Raw genomic sequence first — 23,363 nt, 5'->3', positions numbered from 1 at the left:
CATGTTAGGAGGTATTACTGTGCAGGTTATTGGGAAAAGTGTGATTCGTAAAGATGCACTCGATAAGGTGACGGGCAGGGCCAAATACACGAATGACTATGAATCAATACCCATGTTATCTGTAAAAATGGTCATCAGTCCCTATGGTCATGCAAAAATAATCAGCATTGACACTCGTGCAGCCTCTCAGGTCCAAGGTGTCAGGGCCATCCTAGCGGGTCAGCACTTTCCGTTAACCGGAGAGGCAATTCGGGATCGACCGCCGATTGCAGTGGATAAAGTTCGTTATCATGGCGAACCTGTGGCACTTGTTGTGGCCGATAACCCGGCTCAGGCGAAAAAGGCTGCAGATCTAATTAAAGTTCAATATGAATTACTTCCAGTTGTAAACTCGCCAACCCAGGCTTTTACTGAGGGGGCTACGCTTGTCCATGAACAACTTGATTCCTATGACAAGGATGAGGACTCATTCCCTGTTTCTGGGACCAATATTGCTACCCTCATTAAAATTCGTAAAGGAAATATGGAGACTGGATGGGCTGCGAGCGAGATTGTTGTAGAAGAGAAATTTTCCTTTGCACCGTCAGATCATGCAGCTATGGAAACCAGATGTGCAACTGCGGAAATTAGGTCAGATGGGACAATCATGATTATGACCTCATCTCAAGCTCCATTTATGGTCAAACAATTGATTGCCAAATACTTTAACGAAGATATGGGGAAAATTGTTGTTCAAACCCCGCTGGTTGGCGGAGCATATGGAGGAAAAGCCGCTGTACAGTTAGAGGTACTTGCTTACTTAGCGTCAAAGGCAGTCGGCGGTAGGCCTGTGAAACTTTTAAATGACCGAGAACAAGATATCATTACTTCTCCGTGTCATATTGGATTAGATGCGACTATCAGGTTAGGGACTGATAGGAATGGAAAAATAACGGCAGCAGAAATCCAGTTTTTATGGGATGGCGGGGCTTATTCGGATAAGGCCATTGATGTAACGAGATCAGGTGCAGTAGATTGCACAGGACCTTATAATATTGAAAATGTATGGTGTGATTCCTATTGTATGTATACCAATCACCCCTATGCTTCACCGTTTCGGGGATTCAGTCATTCGGAATTGTCCTTTTGCATCGAACGAACGATGGATCTACTTGCTCAAAGATTAAACATGGATCCGCTCAAGCTAAGATCGATTAATGCAATCAAGCCTGGTCATACAACCCCTACTAGGGTTAAGCTGAATAAAAGTAATGTAGGAGACTTGGAAAAATGTATTGACAAGGTTCGAGACTTAATGAAATGGGAAGAAGGAGCTATAAAAAAAATCAATGAGCGGTTTATTAGGGTAAAAGGGGTAAGCTGCAGCTGGAAAACCTCAACGATTGATGCTAATGCACCTTCGGGGGCGATCATCACTTTTAATCGCGATGGCAGTCTTAATCTAATGTCAGGAGTTATTGAAATTGGTACTGGTACAAAAACCATTCTTGCTCAAATTTTAGCTGAACGATTAAAAATGGATGTAGATAAAATTCATGTCCGAATGGAAGTGGATACACAAACAACACCAGAACATTGGAAAACGGTAGCAAGCAGAGGGACGTTCATGGCAGGCAGAGCCGTACTTATGGCGGCTGATGATGTGATTAAACAATTAATAGAAATTGCCTCATGCGTCCTTCGAGCACCAAAAGAAGATTTTGAAGTAGCCAACAGTCGTGTTTTTTTACGGGATGATCCTTCTATCGGCCTTGATTTTAAGGATATTGGGTACGGTTATAAATATCCAAACGGGAATGCCATTGGTGGACAAATCATTGGGCGGGGGAAATATATTTTACGCCACATAAGCCACTTGGATCCGGAAACAGGGGAAGGAAAGCCTGGTCCTGAATGGACAGTTGCCGCTTATGGGATTGAAATTGAATTAGACCAAAGGGATTATACGTATCGAGTGTTAAAAGCATGCACGGTAGTTGATATTGGGCGGGTCATGAATGAAAAAGCAGCTCTTGGTCAAGTGATGGGGGCTATGAGCATGGGGATAGCCTTTGCCGGCAGAGAAACTTTTTACTTTGACGAACTTGGCCGGGTTTTGAACCCTCAGCTTCGGACTTACAGACCGCTGCGTTACGGCGAACATCCGGAATATTTGGTTGGATTTGTAGAGACCCCTCTGCTAGACGGTCCATATGGGGCACGCGGAGTCGGTGAACATGGACTAATGGGGATGCCAGGTGCTCTTGGAAATGCATTATCGCTTGCAGCAGGTGTTTCCCTTCGCAATCTGCCACTTATACCAGAATTAATCTGGAAGGCAAAGGGGGCAACACAACATGCTTCCTTTTGATTTTGATTATTATCGTCCCAATACGTTAAAAGAAGCGGTCGATTTATTTCAATATTTAGAGCAACAAGGGAAGCAGCCGTTTTATTTTAACGGGGGAACGGAATTATTAACGCTTGGAAGAATTGACTTAGCCTATACAGAGGCTGTTATTGACATTAAAGGGATTGCTGAGTGTAATGTCATGCAGGTGAGCGGGGATCATTTAATACTGGGCAGTTCACTCACACTAACCGCGGTGGAAGAAGCAAATCTATTTCCTTTATTAACGAAAACAGCGAGTGAAGTGGCAGATCATACAGCTCGCGGAAAAATTACCTTGGGCGGCAATATTTGTGCACGAATTTTTTACCGAGAAGCCGTTTTGCCATTTTTACTTGCCGATAGCAGAGTTTTGATTATTGGGGCAGAGGGGAAAAAGATTATCCCGATTAATGATGTGTTTCAAGGACATTTACGTTTGGAAGAAGGTGAATTTTTAGTCCAGTTGGAAACCGAAACCCGTTATATACATGCCCCTTTTTTTACCGTAAAAAGAAGGCAGCAATGGGACACCGGGTACCCATTGATTACCATCGCCGCTTTAAAAATCGACCAAAAGATACGGGTAGCGATTAGCGGATTATGTCCCTTCCCGTTTCGGTCTCCATTTGTCGAGGAGGCTATTAATCGAAAAGATTCTTCAGTTGATGAAAGGATAGAAGGAGCACTTGCGGCTTTACCACAGCCTATTTTGGATGATATAGAGGGATCTAAAGAATATCGGATCTTTGTGCTGCGAAATTTATTGGCGGATGCAGTCGGTACCCTTGACAGTGCTGTATTTTGATGGGGGAGGAGAAGCTATTGAGAACCTATTCACTTACATTAGATGTAAATGGGGAGATTTATACTTTGATGGTTAGTCCGGCAGATACTTTATTATATACGCTTCGCAGCTATATGGGGTTGAAAGGAGCGAAGCCTGGCTGTTTAAACGGGGACTGCGGAGCATGTACGATTAATATAGACGGATGGCCGATGAAGTCATGTCTGATGTTGGCAGTCGAAGCTGAAGGAAAAAAGGTTACCACCATTGAGGGATTGCATGGAACGGCCATACAGCAAGCGTTTATCGATCATTTTGCTTTTCAATGCGGTTATTGTACACCTGGATTTATCATGAATTGCCACTCATTAATTGAACAGCATCCAGATGCGAGTGATGAAAAAATAAAAGAATGGCTGGAATCCAATATTTGTCGTTGCACGAGTTATGCGGAGATTGAAAGAGCGGTTAAATCCGTTTTAGGAAGGAATGAATGAGGCCTAGTGGTTTCTGAATTTTATATGGATTGGAAACACGGTATTTTTTCTATAGGAAAATATCGTGTTTTTTATTTTCTGGGCAAAAATTTTAGATGGATTGATTTGAACAGCATCATCAAAGGTTTTTTAATGGGGCGAGAAGGAGGTAGGATTCGGGCAGGAGAAGGGGGAAATGAGTCAAGTCACTTTTGTGTAAAAGGGTCAACAATGATTATCAACTATTAAGAACAACTTAGTGTAGTGAACTATAATTTACTTCGGACAGCACTAAGAGATCTCTAGCTTGATCTGTCCGAACCTGGCTTAACTTCGGACAGATCTGTATGATTTTTGGCTTGTTCTGCCCGAACTTGGCTAGACTTCAGACAGCACAGTATGATTTTTGGCTTGATTTGTCCGAAGTTGGCTAGACTTCGGACAGATCTGTATGATTTTTTGGCTTGATCTGCCCGAACTTGGCTAGACTTCGGATAACTCTGTATGATTTTTGGCTTGATCTGTCCGAAGTTGGCTAGACTTCGGACAGCTCCAAATGATTTATGGCTTGATCTGTCCGAAGTTGGCTTAACTTCGGACAGCACGTATGATTTATGGCTTGATCTGTCCGAAGTTGGCTTAACTTCGGACAGCTCTGTATGATTTTTGGCTTGATTTGTCCGAAGTTGGCTAGACTTCGGACAGCACTGTATGATTTATGGCTTGATCTGTCCGAAGTTGGCTAGACTTCGGACAGCACTGTATGATTTTTGGCTTGATCTGTCCGAACTTGGCTAGACTTCGGATAACTCTGTATGATTTTTGGCTTAATCTGTCCGAAGTTGGCTAGACTTCGGACAACTCTGTATGATTTTTGGCTTAATCTGTCCGAAGTTGGCTAGACTTCGGACAACTCTGTATGATTTTTGCCCTGATCTGTCCGAACCTGGCTAGACTTCGGACAGCACGTATGATTTTTGGCTTGTTCTGTCCGAAGTTGGCTTAACTTCGGACACCTCTGTATGATTTTTGGCTTGATCTGTCCGAACCTGGCTTAACTTCGGACAAGCAGGTGAGGAAAATGGTAATAGTAGTCCGAATAGAAGTAGGATTCGGACATGAGCAGGGTGGAAATCCCATCAGTTGTCCGAATGAACCCATCCTCAACTCTAGTTGAAAAAAACGACTAGACCAGCCGAAAACGATCTAAAACCACCACGAATACGAAGTTGAAAGCAAGGCAGGGTGCAGATGATGCACCCTATTTCTTTTTCATCTTAAAATACGTATCCAATACTCTGCGGCCAATTTTAAGATTGGCTCGATTATCGTCTTTACCGTCATATGCCCAGGGCACTAAAACAGCCATGGCCACTTCCGGATGGGAGCTTGGAGCATAACTGATAAGGCTTAAATTCATAACGGGAGGAGGCTCTTTTCCAAAATGACTTCTTAGTGGTCCATCATAAAAGGCCTCTGCGGTTCCAGTTTTTCCTGCAGGCGAGTATTCAGCTCCTTTAAAAAACTTATAGGCGGTTCCTCCAGGCTCCTGCATGACTTTTTTAAACCCTAATTGAACACGTTTTAGCCAAACCTTTTTGCCATCAACCGTATTGAGGACAGTAGGTGTGATTTCTTTTAGGACAGGTCCAATGTTTTCCCCATCCCTCCCAGGTTCCCGGATTTGTTTTACAATATGCGGCTGCATCCTGTATCCCCCATTGGCAATCGTAGAAACATATTGAGCTAACTGCATAGCCGAATAGGTATCATATTGTCCAATAACGAGGTCAAGCAAATAACCGGGTAACTTACTTTGACCTTTAAATCCGGTTTGTTCATTGGGTAAATCAATTCCTGTTCGGGTGCCTAAACCAAAGGAGGCAAAGGAATTCCGAATCGTTTCAAAGGCCATTTTATTGGTGAAATTTAAAGGCTTGTCGTATTCATAGTGCCCCTTCCCAATCCTTATGGCTGTATGAAACATATAAACATTCGAGGATTTTTTTAAAGCATTAATTTCATTTAATTGACCTAAGTAGGCATACGATTTTTTGAGGGGAGTATCTTTGATTTTTAGACCCCTATCATCAAAATATGTATTTGGCGAGATGGCACCTGTTTTATAACCCGTTAAAATGGTAGCCCCTTTGACCGTTGACCCCACGCTATAAGTGGTGGTGAAAGTTCCAAGGGCATCATCTGTCATCACCGTTCTCCCCGTCTTACTATCTCTAACCAATTTTTTTCCTGACATCGTTAGGATCTCGCCTGTGTTGGGATCCATTAAGACCACATAGGCACGGTCAGTTAACTGGGTACCAGGCTTTCCTTTAGCTGACCATAGTTCTTCTTCGATAATTTTATCCACGGCCATTTGTAAATCCATATTAATAGATAAGACAAGATCTTTCCCTTTATTCCCAGCAAAGACTGTATGTGTTTCAATTACATTCCCTGCTTTATCTGTAATATTTTTTGTCTTTGATTTATTACCATGCAAAACATCTTCATATTGCATTTCAAGCTGGCTCTTTCCAACCCGGTCATTACGGCTATAACCTCTTGCCAAATAATATTCTAATTGATCTGCTGGAAGACCCTCGCCAGACTTCGTTACATTTCCTAGTACAGACCTTAATGTATTTTGAAAGGCATAGGAGCGGTCCCAGTCAGTGGTGGTTTCAACGCCTGGAAGGGATTGCAGATTTTCACTTACAACAGCCATTTCTTTATCAGTTACACCTTCATTCTTAACCATTACGGGTATAAATTTAACGCCCTTGCTAAATTCCTGGTAAATGGCTAGTACTTCAAGATCCTCATTTGTTAATTGGTTTAATTCAGCCGCTGTAATTCGATCTAATTTTAATTTATATAGGTCCATATCGGTAAGTTTATCTTTTGCGTATAAAGCTCTCTCTTGGTCTGTAATTTTTGCGTCGACCAATTTAGGATTTTTGATCATCCAATAGTCTCGCTTGTCTCTTTCAGTCACCATATCGGTTTTTTTCACAATGAATTTGGCCAATTTTTGGGCTGTAATTAACATATCGGATTGACTGTATCCTTCGTTTGTGAACGTAATCGCATTCTTTGGGACATTATCAACAATTATATGGAAATTCCTGTCAAATATATTTCCTCTAGGAACGGGGTTACTTACGGTAATATCTTCTTTTCTCTCCAAATCTCTTTTAAAGTTTTCTCCATAAACAATTTGTACAAAACCAAGTCTTAGAATGAGGACAGAAAATAGAAAAAACACACTAAAAAACAGCATATTTAAGCGAAAGGGAAAATGAGATTTTTTCTTTTTCTGCTTTTCCAAAGCTATCACACATCCTTTTTCAAATAATATCCTTTTTATTATGCCTGTATTTTAAAAGGATAAATAATAAAAAGGAAAAATTTTGCTCCAATAATAAATTTGAGAAAATCAAAATAACTTGTCTGTTTAAATTTTTTAAATCTTTTCCATTATTAGAATTTTTAATTTATAATAAATAAGATGTAGAGGATCAGATAGGGGGGATTGGATGGAGCAAAAAGTAGATCATCAAACGCTTTTACGAAATGCCGTGGAACAATTTAACGAGTTAGATGAGAAAATTACACATTTTTCTAGTATTATAGGTTTGGCTGACTGGGACCAAAAGGTAATGGCCCCCAAAAAAGGCCGAAACGTATTTGCTAAGGCTATAGGGACATTACGGACCGAAATATTCAAACTATCGATCTCACAAGAAATGGGCCAATTACTAGAGCTATTATCCTTAAAAGAAAATCATTCTCTATTGGATGAACCAACAAGGGCAAGGGTTCGAGAATATAAAAGCTATTATCATAAATCTAAAGCCATACCAACTAATCTTTTTAAAGAATATAGTATTCTTACAGCACAGGCTAATGATGCCTGGGAGGAAGCAAGGGAAAACAATGATTTTGCCAGCTATTTGCCTTTTTTAGAAAAAATTATTGCATACAAACGGCAATTTGCTGAAATATTTGGCTATGATGAACATCCTTATGATGCATTACTAGATGAATTTGAACCGGGATTAACTGTGAGTATGCTCGATCCTTTATTTGCAAAATTACGCGAATCAAGTGTGAATTTATTAAACCGGATTAGGAAAAATGGCAAATCTACAAAAGTGGAAGTGTTTGAACAATCATTTCCTATCGAACAACAAAAAGCATTTAATCGGTTTATTCTGCCACAAATCGGCTTTGATATGCTGGCTGGTCGCCTAGATGAAACTGTACATCCATTTGCGCAGACTATTAATATCGGAGATGTTCGATTAACGACTCGTTATTTAGAAAATAATGTCCGGTCCGCTTTGTTTGGGACGATTCATGAGGCAGGGCATGGGATTTATGAACAGCATGTTAATGCAAACTATGAGGAGACCATTCTACAAAGCGGAGCATCCTTCGGTATACATGAATCACAGTCCAGATTTTTAGAAAATATGATTGGGCGCAGTAAGGAATTTTGGCATTTCTTTTATCCAAAGCTTCAGGAGTATTTTCCGGACCAATTAACAAATGTATCGGTAGAAGAATTTTATCGGGCTGTAAACACTGTCCAACCATCAATGATTCGGGTGGAAGCAGATGAGCTAACCTATAACTTGCACATCATGCTCCGATATGAAATTGAAAAAGGTCTTATTGGCGGGGAGATTGAAGCGCGAGATTTACCAGCCATTTGGAATCAGAAAATGAAGGATTACCTTGGCGTTACACCATCAACTGATACTGAGGGTGTTCTTCAGGATGTCCATTGGTCATTTGGCGGAATTGGTTATTTTCCATCATACTCTTTAGGGAATCTTTATGCAGCACAAATACTCCGTACGATCCAAAAGGAAATTCCAAACTTCTACAAGAAAATTGAAACGGGAAGATTCGATGTCATTCAAAGCTGGCTGAAGGAAAATATCCATCAATTTGGTAAGCTTTATACACCAAATGAATTGATCAATAAGGTAACCGGTGAGGAATTAAATGCGGAATACCTTATTGATTATTTAGAGAAGAAGTATTCAGATGTGTATGAATTATAAAAAGAGTTGACTTAACTATTATAGTTTAATATATTATTAGTAATTAAATATTTCCTTTTAAAGGGGAGTAGCTGCTACAATAAAGTCGTCATTTCGAGGATTCATTTCTCCGGCTTTATTGGCAACATGAATGTTGTTAGCAAGACCTTTACTTTACTGTAAAGGTCTTTTTGTGTTTATTTAGGCCTTTACTGTATACAGTAAAGGCCTATTTTTATGGCATAAGGAGTATTTAAATAAATCTACTTTTAGGAGGAGTCATCAATGGATTTAACTTTATTTATGGAATACGGTTGGGTTTTGCTCATTTTAGTTGCCTTAGAAGGACTATTAGCAGCAGACAATGCCCTTGTACTGGCGATCATGGTTAAACATCTTCCGGAAGAAGAGCGAAAGAAAGCCTTATTTTATGGTTTAGCTGGAGCATTTGTGTTCCGTTTTGCTTCTTTGTTTGTTATTTCGTTCCTCGTTGATGTATGGCAGGTTCAAGCAATTGGCGCCCTGTACTTAATCTTTATGGCTGCCAATCATATTTTTCGAAAGGTTGTAAAAGGAAAAGGGGAAGAAAAGGAGAAAAGGAAAGTTCGAAAAGGCAGTGGATTCTGGTCAACGGTTTTGAAGGTTGAATTAGCTGATATCGCATTTGCAGTGGATTCGATTTTGGCTGCGGTAGCGATGGCCGTCGTTCTTCCTGAGACACCGCTCCCGAATATCGGTGGTCTTGATGCAGGGAAATTCCTGGTGATTTTTGCTGGTGGAATAATCGGATTAGTGCTTATGCGTTTTGCTGCCAACCAGTTTGTAAAATTATTAGAAATGAGACCTGGTCTTGAAATCGCAGCTTTTACCATTGTAGGGTGGGTTGGTGTAAAATTAGCGGTATATACTTTATCACATCCAGTTCTAGGAATCTTAAATGAAGCATTTGCTCATTCAACTGAATGGAAACTAAGCTTTTATTTAATTTTGATTGGAATGGCGACCGCAGGTTGGTTCTTTTCTAAACCACAAAAGGAAACGAAAAAAGCAAATGTTTAAATATAGAGACTCGCCAATTGGCGAGTTTTCCTTTATTATGAAAAACGGTATAATAAAGAGAAATGAATTTTTTTATATTTTGGAGTGATAGCTATTATCAGAAACAGTATTCCTAACTTATTTACCCTTGCAAATTTATTTTTTGGGTTTTTATCTGTCATGAGCTCTGCAGAGGGGGATTACAAGAATGCAGCGATTTTGATTTTGATTGGTATGATGCTAGACAGTATGGATGGGCGGATTGCCCGGATGCTGAGGGTTGAAAGTGAATTAGGAAAGGAACTAGACTCCTTGGCAGATATTGTTACCTTTGGAGTTGCGCCAGCAATGATGGCCTATTATTCGTATTTTTCTTCCTTTGGCATTATTGGGATGGCTGTTGCCGGTTTATTCCCGCTGTTCGGTGCCTACCGGTTAGCTCGGTTTAATATTAATGCGGTCAAGTCTTCGTTAAAGTATTTTAGCGGCGTTCCCATTACAGCAGCAGGTGGCTTGTTAACTCTATTAACGTTGTTTCAATTAAAAATGCCTGGATTTATGTTTGTCATTGCCTTTTTCGTTTTATGTATTTTGATGGTTAGTACTTTGAAAATTCCTAGCTTAAAGGAAATCCCACTTCCGAAATATGGAATTATCATAACCCTTTTCTTGGGGTATGCCCTATACATTGTTTTCAAAAAAGAGCAGCATCGCTTTCCATACTTCATCTATGTCGCCATTCCACTGTATGTAGCCTTCATCGGATACCAACTAATCCGAACAAAACGTAAACAAGTACCAAAATAAAAGGTGACAGGCACCATGTGAAGAATTCACATGGTGCCTGTCACCTTTATTTATGTTTTCACTATTTATAACTACATTCCAAAAGACATGACCCAGATGGATCCGGCTACCGCTACGAATGCGATGAATACTCCGGAAGCGATGTTGATGATATTTGATTTGCCGTCTTCTCCTTCGTTCACGTGCATGAACATGAAGAGCTGCAGGGCAGCTTGGATGACGGCTAAGCTGCCGATCACCCAAATAATCGTTTTGAAGGGAAGGGATGTTTTTAAGGCTACACCTAGAGCTGCGAAGGTAAGTACCAACGAAGCGATAAAGCCAATGACGTGAGTTAAAGGAAATCCTTTTGTATTTTTAGCCATCTTACGCCACCATCCTTGCTAAATACACAAATGTGAAGATAAAGATCCAAACAACATCCAAGAAGTGCCAGTATAGCCCGATAATAAACGTCTTACGTGCAGTAACAGGTGTTAAACCTTTTCTCAGTAATTGAATAATAACCATTGTTGCCCAACCAATACCCATACTAACGTGAAGACCGTGGGTACCAAGCAAGACAAAGAAGCTTGATAGGAAGGCACTTGTAGTCCATGTTGCACCTTCATGTACATATGAAATAAATTCAGTGATTTCAAAGAATACGAAGCCTGCACCCAGCAGCAGGGTAATGACAAACCATAGAATTAACCCATTACGATTGCTGCGGCGCATTTCATAAATAGCAAGACCCATGGTAAAACTACTTGTTAATAACAATATGGTTTCAATCATGACACCTTTAATTTCAAAAAGATCATGTGGCGTAGGGCCGCCTGCATACCTTGCATTTAGAACAGAAAATGTTGCAAAGAGTGTTCCAAAAAGGATAATCTCGGCTCCGAGGAAAACCCAGAAGCCAAGAATGTTCATTCGGTTTTGTTCTGTTTGATATTCAAGTGGTAAAGCTGTATTTACATTAGCTGACATGGTTATTCACCCCTTTATCTTTACCGCGCCATGCCTTTTCAATCTTTTTAATTTCATCGACTTTTACATGGAAGCCGTCGTTATAATCGAAAGAACGTACGATTAAACCAACAAGGATTCCAACTGTTCCCACAAGGGCTGCTAATTTCCATTCGAAAATAAGTAAGAATCCGACAATTCCGAAGATAATACCCATAATGAATGGTAATCCAGAATTGCTAGGCATATGAATTTCTTCAATTTCGTCTTCACTTAAAGTAAGTCCTTCATTGTGCTTCTTCATATACCAGAAGGCATCAATTGATTTAACTTCTGGTTGTTTCGCAAAGTTATAGAATTGGACAGGTGATGCAGTTGCCCATTCTAGTGTTCTAGCATCCCATGGATCGTTAGAAATGTTACGATCTGCATGTTTGAAACTCCAGTAAATGTTATAGCAAAGAACCGCAAAACCAGCAGCTAAGATAACCGCACCAATCGTTGATACCATGAATAATGGTGCAAATCCAGATTCAGCTGAATAAGTGTAGGAACGACGTACCGCACCATCTAATCCAAGGAAGAACATTGGCATAAATGTTACGTTAAAACCAATAGTAAATAACCAGAAATGAATTTTACCAAGCTTTTCATTTAACATGAAACCAAACATTTTTGGCCACCAGTAATAAAGAGCTCCAAATACCGCAAACACGACACCAGGAATTAATACATAGTGGAAGTGAGCAACAAGGAATAGGGTGTTGTGATATTGATAATCCGCTGCACCCATTGCTAACATGACACCTGTAACACCGCCAATAAGGAAGCAAGGAACAAATGCTAATGCCCAAAGCATCGCAGTCGTAAATTCAATACGACCTTTACGCATTGTAAATAACCAGTTAAACATCTTAACCCCAGTCGGGATCGCAATCATCATGGTAGTGATCGAGAAAAACGAGTTTACAGCAGCGCCTGAACCCATTGTAAAGAAGTGATGAACCCAAACTAACATACTTAACGCTGCAATTCCGACAATGGAGAATACCATTGACTTATAACCGAAAAGCATTTTATGAGAGAACGTTGAAATAATCTCAGAGAACATACCAAACGCTGGAAGTACCACGATGTAAACCTCAGGATGTCCCCATAACCAGAATAGGTTAGCCCACATCATAGGCATACCGCCTGCGCTAATTGTGAAGAAGTGAGTACCGAAAAGACGGTCAAACGTCATTAACGCAAGGGCAACTGTGAATATTGGGAAAGCTGATACGATGATAACAGACGCAATAAAAGAGGTCCATGTAAACATCGGCATTTTCATAAGGCCCATGCCTTTTGTTCGCATTTTTAGAACTGTAACCACAAAGTTAATTCCCGTCATCAGGGTACCGATACCGGCAATCTGCAACGCGATTGCATAATAGTTGTTCCCGATACCTGGTGTAAATTCTTTACCTGCAAGAGGGAAGTAAGCCGTCCAACCGGCATCAGGTGATCCGCCGACAACAAATGAGATGTTGAAAAGCATCGCACCAGCAAAGAATAACCAAAAGCTTAGTGCATTTAATTGTGGGAACGCAACGTCACGTGCCCCGATTTGTAATGGAACAACAACGTTCATGACACCAATTAATAAAGGCATTGCTGCAAAAAGGATCATGATGACGCCATGTGTTGTGAAAATTTCATTGTAATGCTGTGCATCTAAAAACTTTAAATCTGGAGCTGATGTTTGGGCCTTCATTAATAGTCCATCCACACCACCGCGGAAAAACATTAAGACACCGGATAGGATGTACATAATCCCAATACGTTTATGGTCAACAGTGGTTAGCCATTCACGCCATAGCCACTTCCATTTTTTTAAATAAGAAACCGTAGCTACAATACCAATCATTGTTAGTAAAATAGCAATCTGGGAACCTAAGATGAGCGGGTTTCCAACGATAAAGAAATCATGCCAATTTATTCTGCCCATCAATGTTCACCTCCATTTGATTTGTCAGTCGAAGTCGTACCTTTAGATGTGCTATCTGATGTTAGAGAAGTTGATTCTTCATCTTTAAAAATTTGACCTTTCACACCATGAACTTCGTATAGTTTAGGATTTAAATATGTTTTCGAGTTCATTTGTCCATGGTCAACCCATTGCAAATGTGTACCTACGAATGTTTCACGACCTAAGTTTGTTGGTTTTAACAAAGAGATGTATTTCTTTTCCGTTAATTTAGGAGCTCTGGATTTTACATCTTTAACCCATTGCGCAAAGTCTTTTGTGGACTTAGCTTCAACGGTAAATTCCATATCTGCATAGCCTCTTCCATTAAAGTTCGTATTTCTTCCTAAATACTCTCCAGCTTCATCAGCAGTTAGATACAACTGAGTATCCATTTTATTCATGGTGTACTTTTGACCGCCTAATTGTGGGACCCAGAAAGATTGCATAGTACCGGAAGATGTTAAAACAAATTTAACAGGTGTGCCAACTGGGATGTTAACATAATTGACTGTTTCAATTCCCTGTTCCGGATAACTAAAAATCCATTTCCAATCAGCAGATGTTACATTGATTGTAATTGGCTTTTTATTTTCATAACCTGCTGGAACTTTTTCAAGACTGTAAATGGTTTTTACCGTTGGAATCGTAAGGGCAATAACAATTAGAATTGGAATAAATGTCCAAATTAACTCTAATTTAGTACTGCCATGCTCCTCAGGCGGCTGGTAGTCTTTATTCTCGGGTGTGGCACGGTATTTCCAAACGATATAAACGAATAAGCCAATGACTACAACGACCACAAGTGCCATAAAAACAAGTGACCAATTGATTAGGCCGAGAATTTCTCTTGCTGCAGGACCTTTTGGATCAAAAACAAGCATTTTTGAATCACAGCCACTTAGCAGCACTGGCAATAAAGCCAAAAGTGGAACAAAAAAGTTCTTTTTAGACATGTTCGTATTTCCCCTCCAAAAAATTGTTCATTTGTTCACATTTCAAAGTGAATGTATTCACAAACTTCATAAGAATAATACAATTACTTTAAAATTACAAGCAAATGGATTTGAAATGATTATCATCTAATACTAATTAGAAGTTCACTTATCTGTAACATAATATTAACAATTCCGCCATAATGTTGGTAGTGGTTTTTTGAATTAAATGTGACAAATTTGTTAAGGTTTTAAAATGTTAATAATGGTATTTTTTTGAAATTAAAATAATGATCATCCATTATATAATTTTTATAAGATGAATCTCTGATTTTAAACTGTCTATTTTAAATTTATAGTGAGATAATAAAGTGGAATACATAATAGAGGAGAGCATCAAAATGAAAGTAAAAATTAACCGTAATGCGGCAAAGGCATTAAAGAAAATATTGGATGAGCAAGAAGAAGACAAACTATTTCGTGTTTATGTGACAAATGTTCATGGTGACCATGCCCACTATGATTTAAAGCTGGATACTCCAACGGAAAATGATGAAGTGGTCCAAACGGATAAGGATATTGATTTTATCCTAGACAAAAATGATGATTACTTGGACGGGGTTTGGATTCAATTTTTCCATGTTCCAAAAGAAGAATGGCTGATTACGAATCCATCAAAGGGCGGACATCATCACCATCATTAATCAATTAACCTTAAGAAAAGATTCTGCTAAAACTAGCAGGTCTTTTTTTATATATAATAATCATATTATGTAAACAAGATTTACATCTTTGTAATCCTACGCTTGAAAGTGTTATCTTATAAGAGAATAAGGGTGAAGGGAGTTTATGCGTAAATGGGAAATGTCAAAAAGGATTTGGATATCAAGTTAATTGCACTGGATATGGATGGGACACTGTTAAATAATAATGGACAGGTATCAAGTGCAAACCGTGATGCGATTCGGGCTGCACAAGAAAAAGGGGTATATGTTGTCTTAAGTACTGGACGCTCATTATTGACAGTTCGCGAACATGCAGATGATTTAGAGCTTACTTCGTATTTGGTAACGGTCAATGGAAGTGAGATCTGGGATGAAAAAAGAGAACTAGTAGAAAGAAACATAGTTAATCCAGAGCATATCCAGTGGATGTGGGACCTTTCCAAACAACATAATTCGAAGTTCTGGGCAATTAATACGGAACAGACGTGGCATAATGAAATGCCTGAAGACTTACATAAACTCAATTGGCTGAAATTTGGTTTTACGATTGAGGATGATGCAACAAGAGAATTGGTGTTAAAGGAATTGACGGCACGTGGTGAATTTGAAATAACCAACTCCACGTTAAAAAACATTGAAGTCAATGCTGCTGGAATACATAAAGCGCGCGGGCTATCTGTTGTCTGTTCTAAAATCGGAATAGATATGCAGAATGTAATGGCATGTGGCGACAGCCGAAATGATTTAATGATGATTAAAGAGGCTGGACTTGGAGTTGCCATGGGTAATGCTCAAGATGTGGTAAAGGCAGCAGCGGACTGGATTACGGCATCTAATGAAGAGGATGGAGTTGCTAAGGCCATACAAAAATGGGTACTAGATTAAATTGGCTTGTATAAAGAACTTTTACTCGGGCAATACTAGGTCTGCAAGCATATTTTGCAAAATTACGTAATGGCTACATGCTAGGAGGCACTAAAAAATGGAACATGGTAAAGTAAAATGGTTTAACGGTGAAAAAGGTTTTGGATTTATTGAACGTGAAGGTGGAGAAGATGTTTTCGTTCATTTCTCAGCTATTCAAGGTGAAGGATACAAAACTTTAGAAGAAGGTCAAGAGGTTACATTTGAAATCGAAAATGGCCAACGTGGACCACAAGCGGTAAACGTTCAAAAACAATAGACCACTCAATAAAAACAGACTCTTAAAGGGTCTGTTTTTTTGTTGGGGAACTGAAATTAAATTATTTGGGATGTTATTTCTTAAATAGGGGAATAACGTCCTTCTTTTATTAATACGATTGTAATAGTGAAGACAAGACGATATTTATACTTCATATTAGATTATAATTATTATAATTTAGTATTGATTTTTACTAAATTTATATTATAATCTGTTTAAAGTTTAAAAAAATAGATTTAGAGGTGATGAAATGAGCAACAAAAACAAACATTTAACAACAGGAACAGGTGCCCCTGTCGGGGATAATCAAAATTCAATGACGGCTGGTTCACGCGGACCAACCTTAATACAAGACGTCCATCTACTAGAAAAATTGGCCCATTTTAATCGTGAACGAGTACCTGAGCGTGTCGTACATGCCAAGGGTGCAGGAGCCCATGGGTACTTTGAAGTAACGAATGATATGTCTAAATATACAAAAGCCAAATTGTTCAATGGGGTCGGGAAACGCACTCCAATGTTTATCCGCTTCTCAACTGTTGCCGGTGAATTGGGTTCAGCTGATACAGTCCGTGATCCACGCGGTTTTGCAGTGAAGTTTTATACAGAAGAAGGAAACTATGATTTGGTTGGAAATAATACGCCTATTTTCTTTATCCGTGATGCGATCAAGTTTCCAGACTTCATTCATACTCAAAAACGGGATCCTAAGACTCACTTAAAAAATCCGAATGCAGTCTGGGATTTCTGGTCATTATCACCTGAATCCTTGCATCAAGTAACCTATTTAATGGGAGACCGCGGTTTACCAGCTACCTTGCGCCATATGAACGGATACGGAAGCCATACATTTAAATGGGTAAATGAGAATGGAGAAGCGGTTTGGGTTAAATATCACTTTAAGAGTGAACAAGGTGTTAAAAACATGTCAGCCGATATTGCAGCAAAATTAGCTGGTGAAAATCCTGATTATCACACAGAGGATTTATTTAATGCGATTGAAAAAGGCGATTTCCCGGCTTGGAGGCTGCATGTTCAAATAATGCCATTTGATGATGCCAATGCGTATCGGTTTGATCCATTTGATGTGACAAAAATTTGGTCTCATAAAGATTATCCTTTAATTGAGGTTGGAAGAATGGTTTTAAACCGTAATCCAGAAAACTATTTTGCAGAAGTTGAGCAGGCTACCTTCTCGCCTGGGACAATGGTACCTGGGGTTGAAGCATCACCAGATAAAATGCTTCAAGGCCGGTTATTTGCCTATTCTGATGCGCATCGTTACAGGGTAGGTCCAAACCATAACTTGCTGCCAATCAATCGGCCAAAGTCGGAAGTGAATAATTATCAGCGTGATGGTGCGATGCGTTTTGATAACAATGGCGGCGGCTCTGTTTATTATGAGCCTAACAGCTTTGGTGGTCCTAGTGAAGTAACTGAACACCGGCAAACAGCATTTGAGGTAACAGGTGCTGCAGCACAAGTGGCATATGACCATGATGACCATTACACACAAGCTGGTGACCTTTACCGATTAATGTCTAAAGATGAACGTACTAGATTAGTAGAAACGATTGTTGGAGCGATGAAACCGGTAGAGAGAGAAGATATTAAATTACGTCAAATTCAGCATTTCTATAAAGCAGACCCTGAATATGGCGAGCGAGTCGCAAAAGGATTAGGTTTGGCAATCCCCCAAGGAGTAAAGTAATCCTACTGCAGGCTGTTCAATGAAGGAACAGCCTGTTTTTTTTATTTTTTCAGAAAAATATTTGTCATATGTCGAAAAGTTTTGGCAGGAATTCAAGGATGTGTTTCGAATTATACGAATTAGGATGGAACTAAAAAAGGGGGCCTTAAAGTGGGAATTAAAGTAATAGAAAAAGAAGAAATAAAAGTAGTCGGCATACCGTGGACAGGTACATACTCAGAATTAGAAACGATCCCGAGTCTGTTTAACAAAATGGAGAAACGGATAAAAGAGGTTGCTTGTTTGTCAAATGAGCCTGTTGTGATTGCACCTTTTCATGGCAGAGAAACAGAATTGACCTACTATGTGACAAAACCCGTTGAAAAAATTGAGAATGTACCGGAAGGAATGGTTGGCTTTTCGATTCCAAGGAAAAACTATGTGTATACGACACACAACGGCAGTATGGAAGAAATAGAAAATACATATCGGCGACTGTTCACTTGGATGGAAGAGTATGGCTTTGAACAAGACCACCAAGCGTTAGGATTGGAAATTTTTAAAGAAGAACATAAACAGCAAAATCAATTAGGAGAACTCCATTTTGAGATTTACTTACCGGTAAAAACTTATAAAGAGTAGGCAATGGGAGTTTTTAACTCCTTTTTTGAAGTTTATGTGAATAATTGATCAAATAGGTGCATTTCCCTTTACTATTTTCTTTAGGTATAATAACATTATCATTAAATCTTAATATTTCCTTCGGGGTCAGGTGAAATTCCTAACCGGCGGTGATGAAGCTTTTGCTTCTTAGTCCGTGACCCGGTTAACCTACTGGTTAAGCGGTGGATCTGGTGAAACTCCAGAGCCGACAGTTAAAGTCTGGATGGGAGAAGGATAAAAACGGGTTATGAAATGGGTGAAAAAGTCCCAATTTCAAACCTTTATTTCCTATTGTCATTATTAAGGCCCTAAAGAATTTCTTTTCTTTAGGGTCTTTTTTATTCCTAGAAGGAACTAGACAGATTTAATAGAACGATGGCTGAAATAGTAAGGAGAAGAAGAAGTATGTTTACCGGAATCATTGAAGAGATAGGTAAAGTAGCAAAAATTCAGCGAACGGCCAATTCGTATGTATTAACGATAGAAGCTGAAAAAATACTACAGGATGTACATCTTGGTGATAGCATTGCTGTAAATGGGGTTTGCCTAACGGTTACTTCTTTTTCAGGCAAGCAATTTTCAGTCGATGTCATGCCGGAAACAGTTAAAGCCACCAGTTTAAATAATATACAAAGTGGCACAAGAGTTAATTTAGAAAGAGCCATGGCAGCAGGCGGTCGATTTGGCGGTCATTTTGTCTCCGGACATATTGATGGAACGGGGATTATTAAAAGAAAACAGGCTTTAGAAAATGCCGTCTATTACGAAATTGAGACGGAACCAGATTTATTGAGATATGTCATTCACCGAGGATCTGTTGCCGTAGACGGTACAAGCCTAACTGTATTTGATGTTTCGGATACGAGTTTTACACTTTCGCTTATTCCGCATACCTTGTCAGAAACGGTAATTGGATTGAAAGGCCCAGGGGATAGGGTCAATTTGGAAAGTGATATGATTGGCAGATATGTTAGCCATTTTCTCCAAAACCTTGGCAAGGATCCAAACAAAAAGAGCAAGACAGGAATTACCCAAAGCTTTTTAGAAGAAAACGGTTTTAATTAATCAATAAGCTGTGCAACAGGTTATTGTTGAATATGGAATGATGTTGATTGGAGCGGAAAGCGAGCGCCTGGAGCGGAAATCAACATCCATGTTCAACACAGCCAATCAATAACATTTTGTTTAAAAGGAGTGAAAATAGTGTTTGATACAATAGAGGAAGCCCTAGCAGATTTAAAAGAAGGCAAGGTGATCATTGTTTGTGATGATGAGGACCGGGAAAATGAAGGGGATTTTCTTGCTTTAGCCGAAAAAACAACTCCAGAAGTAATGAACCTCATGGTTACGCATGGCAGAGGGTTAGTATGTGCCCCAATTGAGGAAGAATTGGCTGAGAAACTGGATCTAAGGCCAATGGTTGAAACGAACACAGACTATCATGGAACGGCTTTTACTGTAAGCATTGACCATAAATTCTCGACGACAGGAATATCCGCTTATGAGCGTTCTGCTACTGTGTTAAGTTTACTTGACCCAGAAGCAAAGCCGGAGGATTTCAAACGTCCGGGGCATATGTTTCCGCTTATTGCGAAAAAAGGTGGCGTCTTGCAGAGGAACGGTCACACGGAAGCTGCTGTGGACCTTGCTAAATTATGTGGTGCAAAGCCAGCCGGGGTTATTTGTGAAATCATGAATGAAGATGGAACGATGGCACGTGTGCCGCAGCTTCGAAAAATAGCTGATGAATTGAACCTTAAAATGATTACAATTAAAGCTTTGATTAAGTATTTAAAAGAAATGGAAAGTCCTTTAAAAACAAAAAAGTAGTAAATCTGGCTGCAGATTAATAAACAAAATATGGAGGAATTACAATGACGCATTTTTTTGAAGGAAATTTAGTAGGTACGGGGTTAAAGGTAGGAATTGTTGTAGGTCGATTTAATGAATTTATTACTGGCAAATTATTAGATGGTGCACTAGATGCTTTAAAAAGACATGGAGTTAGCGAATCAGACGTGGATATTGCTTGGGTTCCAGGGGCGTTTGAACTTCCTTTAATCGCGCAAAAGATGGCATTCAGCAAAAAATATGATGCGGTCATTACACTTGGAACTGTTATTCGCGGGGCAACACCACACTTTGATTATGTTTGCAACGAGGCTGCGAAAGGAATTAACGCAACAGCATTATCAAGTGGTATTCCAGTCATTTTTGGCGTTCTTACAACGGATTCTATTGAGCAGGCGATTGAACGCGCTGGAACTAAGGCCGGTAATAAGGGGTGGGATTCTGCAACCGCAGCGATTGAAATGGCTAATCTGTGCAGGTCTCTAGAACAGTAATCACACCTTAAAAAAGAATCTTCTATGTAAAAAGGACAGGCTATGGTAATGCCTGTCCTTATTTTAAAATAGAATTCATTTACATCTAGGTATATACAAACCCATCCATTTATCTATATAATAGATGTACATAAAAAAATAGCTCGGTAAACAGGTGCTGCAGTCTTTACGAGACTGCTAGCTTAATAGGGAAGTTGGTTGAAAGCCAACGCGGTCCCGCCACTGTAAATGGGAGCAACCTATAGATGTCACTGTCGAAAGATGGGAAGACATAGGGAGCGATGACCATGAGCCAGGAAACCTGCCTGTTTTGGACACCAACAGCCTACGCGGATAGGAGAGTGTTAATAAAGTAGAATCCGCTTCTGGCTTCCACTTCCATTACATAACACTCCTCCTGCTATTAGGGGGATTTTTTTATGCCATTTTCCAATGAAAGGAATGCAAGTGTGAATGTTAAAAAGAAAGAATCTTTGGTTGGCGATACTGCTTGTTTTAATGGTATGGACAAGCGGATGGCAAACACAAGTATTAGCAGCGACAGTAGGGAATCAAAGTTCTGTAACTGTTCTAGGACTAGATAGTAAAGAAATCTTGCCGGAAAAAACAATTACAAACGGTGACAATGAAACGGCAACCCAGGCACTTAAGGCTGCAGTTGGTAATGAAAATGTTGAATTTACTGATACAAGTTATGGGCCGATGCTAACCGGCATTAACGGAGTGAAAGCAGAAGGAACTCAATATTGGGCTTTTTTCATTAATGGGGTTTCGGCACAGGTTGGACCGGATTCTTATAAAGTACAAACCGGTGATAAAATTACATTTCGTTTAACCGATTATACAAAACCGGCATCAGCGACTGTTTCTCTGAAAGTCGTGGATGATAAAAAGAATACCATAGCCAATCTTTCATCGATTGAAGTGATAGGCAGTCCAAATGCATTTCAGTTGTTACAAGTAGCATTAGGAAATGATCAAGTTGGATTTGAAGATACTCAATACGGTAAAATGATTACCTCACTTAAAGGGATTAAGGCGGAAGGCACGAACTACTGGGCTTTTTATGTGGATGGCAGTATGGCACCTGTAGGAGCAGAAAGCTATCAGCTTCAGAATGGAAACCAAATCAGCTTTCAACTAGAATCCTATGCAACCGATCCAGGGAATGGAGGGGGCGAAACAACGCCAACCCCAACAACGCCAACCCCAACAACGCCAACTCCAACCCCAACTACTGGGACTATTTCAGCTGGGGATCTTCAGAAGGGGATTAATTCTTCAAGTGCTTATGTATTAAAAAACGATATTGGAGAATGGCAAGCTATTGCCTTAAAGAAGGCAGGTAAAACGATTCCTGAAAGTTATCTTCCAGGAGTTCAAACAGTAGTCAAAGATAAACAAGGCAAGTTTTCAAAAATTACCGATACAGAACGGTATGCCTTAGGAGTATTAGCCGCAGGAGGCAACCCAGAAAATGTGGCTGGATTTAATTTAATGGAAGCAATCTATAATGGAAATGTTACGAAGCAAGGTTTAAATGGAGTTGCGTATGCACTGATTGCTTTAGACAGTGCGAATTTCTCTGTTCCTACCAAAGCCCAATGGACAAAACAAAAATTGGTTAGTTATTTAATAGAAAAACAAAATCAAGATGGCGGTTGGGCATGGGATGAAAGTGCAACAAGTGATATTGATACAACTGCCATGATTCTAACTGCACTTGCACCATACAAGGATCAGGCTGGAGTAAAGGAAAAGGTAAATGCTGCCGTCAACTATTTATCTAGCCAATATCAAGCTTCTAAAATAGATAATAGCTCTACTGCTGCCCAAGTGATTATTGCCTTATCGGCTCTTGGAACGGATGCCAACAGTGGAGATTTTATGAAAGATAATAGCGGTCTTGTTCAATATCTTTTAACCTATCAGAATAAAGATGGCGGTTTTGACTGGCAGGGCGGTGATGAGAGTGATGCGTTTACAACGGCTCAAGCTTTCCAAGGATTAGTTGCTTACCAGCTGTTTACTGAGGGGAAAGGCTCATTGTATCATTTCACTTTAACAGCAGGCACTCCAGTTGCAGAGACACCGGTTGTTGGTACTTCCAAGACAGAACAGCCAACAGCAACTGTGGTTGCCGCCGCAACGGAATCTAGTAACGCTTCTGGTCATGCCCTTCCAAATACAGCTACGAACATGTATAATCTTATGGCAATTGGAATATTGCTCATCATAGCTGGCTCTATTCTGTATATTAGACAAAGAAAACAAAACGCATAAAAAACTTTTAATCCCCTCGTGGTTTCCATGAGGGGATTGATTGGAGGTAC

General features: G+C 39.6%; 21 protein-coding genes, 1 pseudogene and 2 riboswitches. Of the genes and pseudogenes, 17 read left to right on the top strand and 5 right to left on the bottom strand.

Annotation, left to right across the window (positions count from 1 at the left end; translation table 11 throughout):
• Positions 1–19: 19 nt before the first annotated feature.
• From JOC76_RS11670 to JOC76_RS11650, 5 genes are all read left to right on the top strand, one after another.
• Positions 20–2,350 carry a xanthine dehydrogenase family protein molybdopterin-binding subunit gene (locus JOC76_RS11670; protein ID WP_307784713.1) on the top strand — a complete coding sequence of 777 codons (2,331 nt, stop codon included), beginning with the start codon at positions 20–22 and terminating at the stop codon, positions 2,348–2,350.
• Positions 2,337–3,176, top strand: coding sequence for an FAD binding domain-containing protein (locus JOC76_RS11665; protein WP_205177778.1), 840 nt, complete (start codon positions 2,337–2,339; stop codon positions 3,174–3,176). Before JOC76_RS11670 ends, JOC76_RS11665 begins: the two co-directional genes overlap by 14 nt.
• Before the next feature lie 17 nt (positions 3,177–3,193).
• A complete protein-coding gene (locus tag JOC76_RS11660; protein ID WP_372441931.1) occupies positions 3,194–3,652 on the top strand; it encodes a (2Fe-2S)-binding protein in 459 nt (152 codons plus the stop codon).
• A gap of 24 nt (positions 3,653–3,676) precedes the next feature.
• Entirely contained in the window at positions 3,677–3,880 is a 204-nt protein-coding gene (locus JOC76_RS11655; protein ID WP_205177776.1) for a hypothetical protein, read from the top strand.
• Positions 3,881–4,135: 255 nt separating this feature from the next.
• Positions 4,136–4,294: a hypothetical protein gene (locus JOC76_RS11650; protein ID WP_205177775.1), complete on the top strand. Its 159-nt coding sequence runs from the start codon at positions 4,136–4,138 to the stop codon at positions 4,292–4,294.
• A gap of 598 nt (positions 4,295–4,892) precedes the next feature.
• On the opposite strand, the gene JOC76_RS11645 is transcribed toward JOC76_RS11650, so the two are convergent.
• Positions 4,893–6,962, bottom strand: coding sequence for a peptidoglycan D,D-transpeptidase FtsI family protein (locus JOC76_RS11645; protein ID WP_205177774.1), 2,070 nt, complete (start codon positions 6,960–6,962; stop codon positions 4,893–4,895).
• A 208-nt stretch (positions 6,963–7,170) separates the two neighbouring features.
• Here JOC76_RS11645 and JOC76_RS11640 point away from each other — a divergent pair, with 208 nt between their 5' ends.
• The 3 genes from JOC76_RS11640 to pssA all read left to right on the top strand — a co-directional run bounded on the left by JOC76_RS11640 (position 7,171) and on the right by pssA (position 10,530).
• Positions 7,171–8,706 (top strand): carboxypeptidase M32, encoded by a 1,536-nt coding sequence (locus tag JOC76_RS11640; protein ID WP_205177773.1) that lies wholly within the window; start codon positions 7,171–7,173, stop codon positions 8,704–8,706.
• A 264-nt stretch (positions 8,707–8,970) separates the two neighbouring features.
• Entirely contained in the window at positions 8,971–9,744 is a 774-nt protein-coding gene (locus tag JOC76_RS11635; RefSeq protein ID WP_205177772.1) for a TerC family protein, read from the top strand.
• Positions 9,745–9,828: 84 nt separating this feature from the next.
• Positions 9,829–10,530, top strand: coding sequence for a CDP-diacylglycerol--serine O-phosphatidyltransferase (gene pssA / locus JOC76_RS11630; protein WP_205177771.1), 702 nt, complete (start codon positions 9,829–9,831; stop codon positions 10,528–10,530).
• A gap of 71 nt (positions 10,531–10,601) precedes the next feature.
• Here the strand turns inward: pssA and qoxD are convergent, their stop codons facing one another.
• From qoxD to qoxA, 4 genes are read right to left on the bottom strand one after another with little or no spacing between them, the layout of a single operon-like run.
• Entirely contained in the window at positions 10,602–10,895 is a 294-nt protein-coding gene (gene qoxD, locus JOC76_RS11625) for a cytochrome aa3 quinol oxidase subunit IV (RefSeq protein ID WP_205177770.1), read from the bottom strand.
• A gap of 1 nt (position 10,896) precedes the next feature.
• Positions 10,897–11,502 carry a cytochrome aa3 quinol oxidase subunit III gene (qoxC, locus tag JOC76_RS11620; RefSeq protein ID WP_205177769.1) on the bottom strand — a complete coding sequence of 202 codons (606 nt, stop codon included), beginning with the start codon at positions 11,500–11,502 and terminating at the stop codon, positions 10,897–10,899.
• Positions 11,492–13,471 (bottom strand): cytochrome aa3 quinol oxidase subunit I, encoded by a 1,980-nt coding sequence (gene qoxB, locus JOC76_RS11615; RefSeq protein WP_205177768.1) that lies wholly within the window; start codon positions 13,469–13,471, stop codon positions 11,492–11,494. Before qoxB ends, qoxC begins: the two co-directional genes overlap by 11 nt.
• On the bottom strand, positions 13,471–14,445 hold the full coding sequence (gene qoxA, locus JOC76_RS11610) for a cytochrome aa3 quinol oxidase subunit II (RefSeq protein ID WP_205177767.1): 975 nt from the start codon (positions 14,443–14,445) through the stop codon (positions 13,471–13,473). Before qoxA ends, qoxB begins: the two co-directional genes overlap by 1 nt.
• Positions 14,446–14,825: 380 nt before the next feature.
• Between qoxA and JOC76_RS11605 the strand changes: the two genes are divergently transcribed.
• The 9 genes and pseudogenes from JOC76_RS11605 (at position 14,826) to JOC76_RS11565 (ending at position 23,313) form a co-directional block, all read left to right on the top strand.
• Positions 14,826–15,128, top strand: coding sequence for an iron-sulfur cluster assembly accessory protein (locus JOC76_RS11605; protein WP_205177766.1), 303 nt, complete (start codon positions 14,826–14,828; stop codon positions 15,126–15,128).
• 153 nt (positions 15,129–15,281) lie between these two features.
• A complete protein-coding gene (locus JOC76_RS11600) occupies positions 15,282–16,034 on the top strand; it encodes a Cof-type HAD-IIB family hydrolase (RefSeq protein ID WP_205177765.1) in 753 nt (250 codons plus the stop codon).
• A 97-nt stretch (positions 16,035–16,131) separates the two neighbouring features.
• Complete coding sequence (locus JOC76_RS11595; protein ID WP_205177764.1) at positions 16,132–16,332, top strand: cold-shock protein; 201 nt, start codon at positions 16,132–16,134, stop codon at positions 16,330–16,332.
• A 250-nt stretch (positions 16,333–16,582) separates the two neighbouring features.
• Positions 16,583–18,043: a catalase gene (gene katA / locus JOC76_RS11590; RefSeq protein ID WP_205177763.1), complete on the top strand. Its 1,461-nt coding sequence runs from the start codon at positions 16,583–16,585 to the stop codon at positions 18,041–18,043.
• A gap of 150 nt (positions 18,044–18,193) precedes the next feature.
• Positions 18,194–18,664 carry a GyrI-like domain-containing protein gene (locus JOC76_RS11585; RefSeq protein WP_205177762.1) on the top strand — a complete coding sequence of 157 codons (471 nt, stop codon included), beginning with the start codon at positions 18,194–18,196 and terminating at the stop codon, positions 18,662–18,664.
• Between the two features lie 112 nt (positions 18,665–18,776).
• Positions 18,777–18,924, top strand: a riboswitch (FMN riboswitch).
• Positions 18,925–19,090: 166 nt separating this feature from the next.
• On the top strand, positions 19,091–19,750 hold the full coding sequence (gene ribE, locus JOC76_RS11580; RefSeq protein WP_205177761.1) for a riboflavin synthase: 660 nt from the start codon (positions 19,091–19,093) through the stop codon (positions 19,748–19,750).
• A 138-nt stretch (positions 19,751–19,888) separates the two neighbouring features.
• Positions 19,889–20,503: pseudogene (gene ribB / locus JOC76_RS11575) on the top strand (3,4-dihydroxy-2-butanone-4-phosphate synthase); the annotation flags it as partial.
• Between the two features lie 56 nt (positions 20,504–20,559).
• Positions 20,560–21,030, top strand: a complete 471-nt coding sequence (ribH, locus tag JOC76_RS11570; RefSeq protein WP_205177759.1) for a 6,7-dimethyl-8-ribityllumazine synthase — start codon at positions 20,560–20,562, stop codon at positions 21,028–21,030.
• A 135-nt stretch (positions 21,031–21,165) separates the two neighbouring features.
• Positions 21,166–21,353: riboswitch (cobalamin riboswitch) on the top strand.
• Positions 21,354–21,483: 130 nt separating this feature from the next.
• Complete coding sequence (locus JOC76_RS11565; RefSeq protein WP_205177758.1) at positions 21,484–23,313, top strand: DUF4430 domain-containing protein; 1,830 nt, start codon at positions 21,484–21,486, stop codon at positions 23,311–23,313.
• The last annotated feature ends 50 nt before the right edge of the window (positions 23,314–23,363 follow it).

Source organism: Neobacillus cucumis (assembly GCF_016908975.1).
Classification (GTDB): Bacteria; Bacillota; Bacilli; order Bacillales; family Cytobacillaceae; genus Neobacillus; species Neobacillus cucumis.
Note: the sequence above shows the minus strand (reverse complement) of the source record. Positions and strands in the feature narration are given on the sequence as shown.

Bases quoted from the DNA above. Each gene is read 5' to 3' on its own strand.
- JOC76_RS11665 (WP_205177778.1), top strand. From the start codon at position 2,337: ATGCTTCCTTTTGATTTTGATTATTATCGTCCCAATACGTTAAAAGAA.
- JOC76_RS11655 (WP_205177776.1), top strand. From the start codon at position 3,677: ATGGATTGGAAACACGGTATTTTTTCTATAGGAAAATATCGTGTTTTT.
- JOC76_RS11650 (WP_205177775.1), top strand. From the start codon at position 4,136: ATGATTTTTGGCTTGATCTGTCCGAAGTTGGCTAGACTTCGGACAGCT.
- JOC76_RS11640 (WP_205177773.1), top strand. From the start codon at position 7,171: ATGGAGCAAAAAGTAGATCATCAAACGCTTTTACGAAATGCCGTGGAA.
- JOC76_RS11635 (WP_205177772.1), top strand. From the start codon at position 8,971: ATGGATTTAACTTTATTTATGGAATACGGTTGGGTTTTGCTCATTTTA.
- qoxD (WP_205177770.1), bottom strand. From the start codon at position 10,895: ATGGCTAAAAATACAAAAGGATTTCCTTTAACTCACGTCATTGGCTTT.
- qoxC (WP_205177769.1), bottom strand. From the start codon at position 11,502: ATGTCAGCTAATGTAAATACAGCTTTACCACTTGAATATCAAACAGAA.
- qoxB (WP_205177768.1), bottom strand. From the start codon at position 13,471: ATGGGCAGAATAAATTGGCATGATTTCTTTATCGTTGGAAACCCGCTC.
- qoxA (WP_205177767.1), bottom strand. From the start codon at position 14,445: ATGTCTAAAAAGAACTTTTTTGTTCCACTTTTGGCTTTATTGCCAGTG.
- JOC76_RS11605 (WP_205177766.1), top strand. From the start codon at position 14,826: ATGAAAGTAAAAATTAACCGTAATGCGGCAAAGGCATTAAAGAAAATA.
- JOC76_RS11600 (WP_205177765.1), top strand. From the start codon at position 15,282: ATGGGAAATGTCAAAAAGGATTTGGATATCAAGTTAATTGCACTGGAT.
- JOC76_RS11595 (WP_205177764.1), top strand. From the start codon at position 16,132: ATGGAACATGGTAAAGTAAAATGGTTTAACGGTGAAAAAGGTTTTGGA.
- katA (WP_205177763.1), top strand. From the start codon at position 16,583: ATGAGCAACAAAAACAAACATTTAACAACAGGAACAGGTGCCCCTGTC.
- ribE (WP_205177761.1), top strand. From the start codon at position 19,091: ATGTTTACCGGAATCATTGAAGAGATAGGTAAAGTAGCAAAAATTCAG.
- ribH (WP_205177759.1), top strand. From the start codon at position 20,560: ATGACGCATTTTTTTGAAGGAAATTTAGTAGGTACGGGGTTAAAGGTA.
- JOC76_RS11565 (WP_205177758.1), top strand. From the start codon at position 21,484: ATGTTAAAAAGAAAGAATCTTTGGTTGGCGATACTGCTTGTTTTAATG.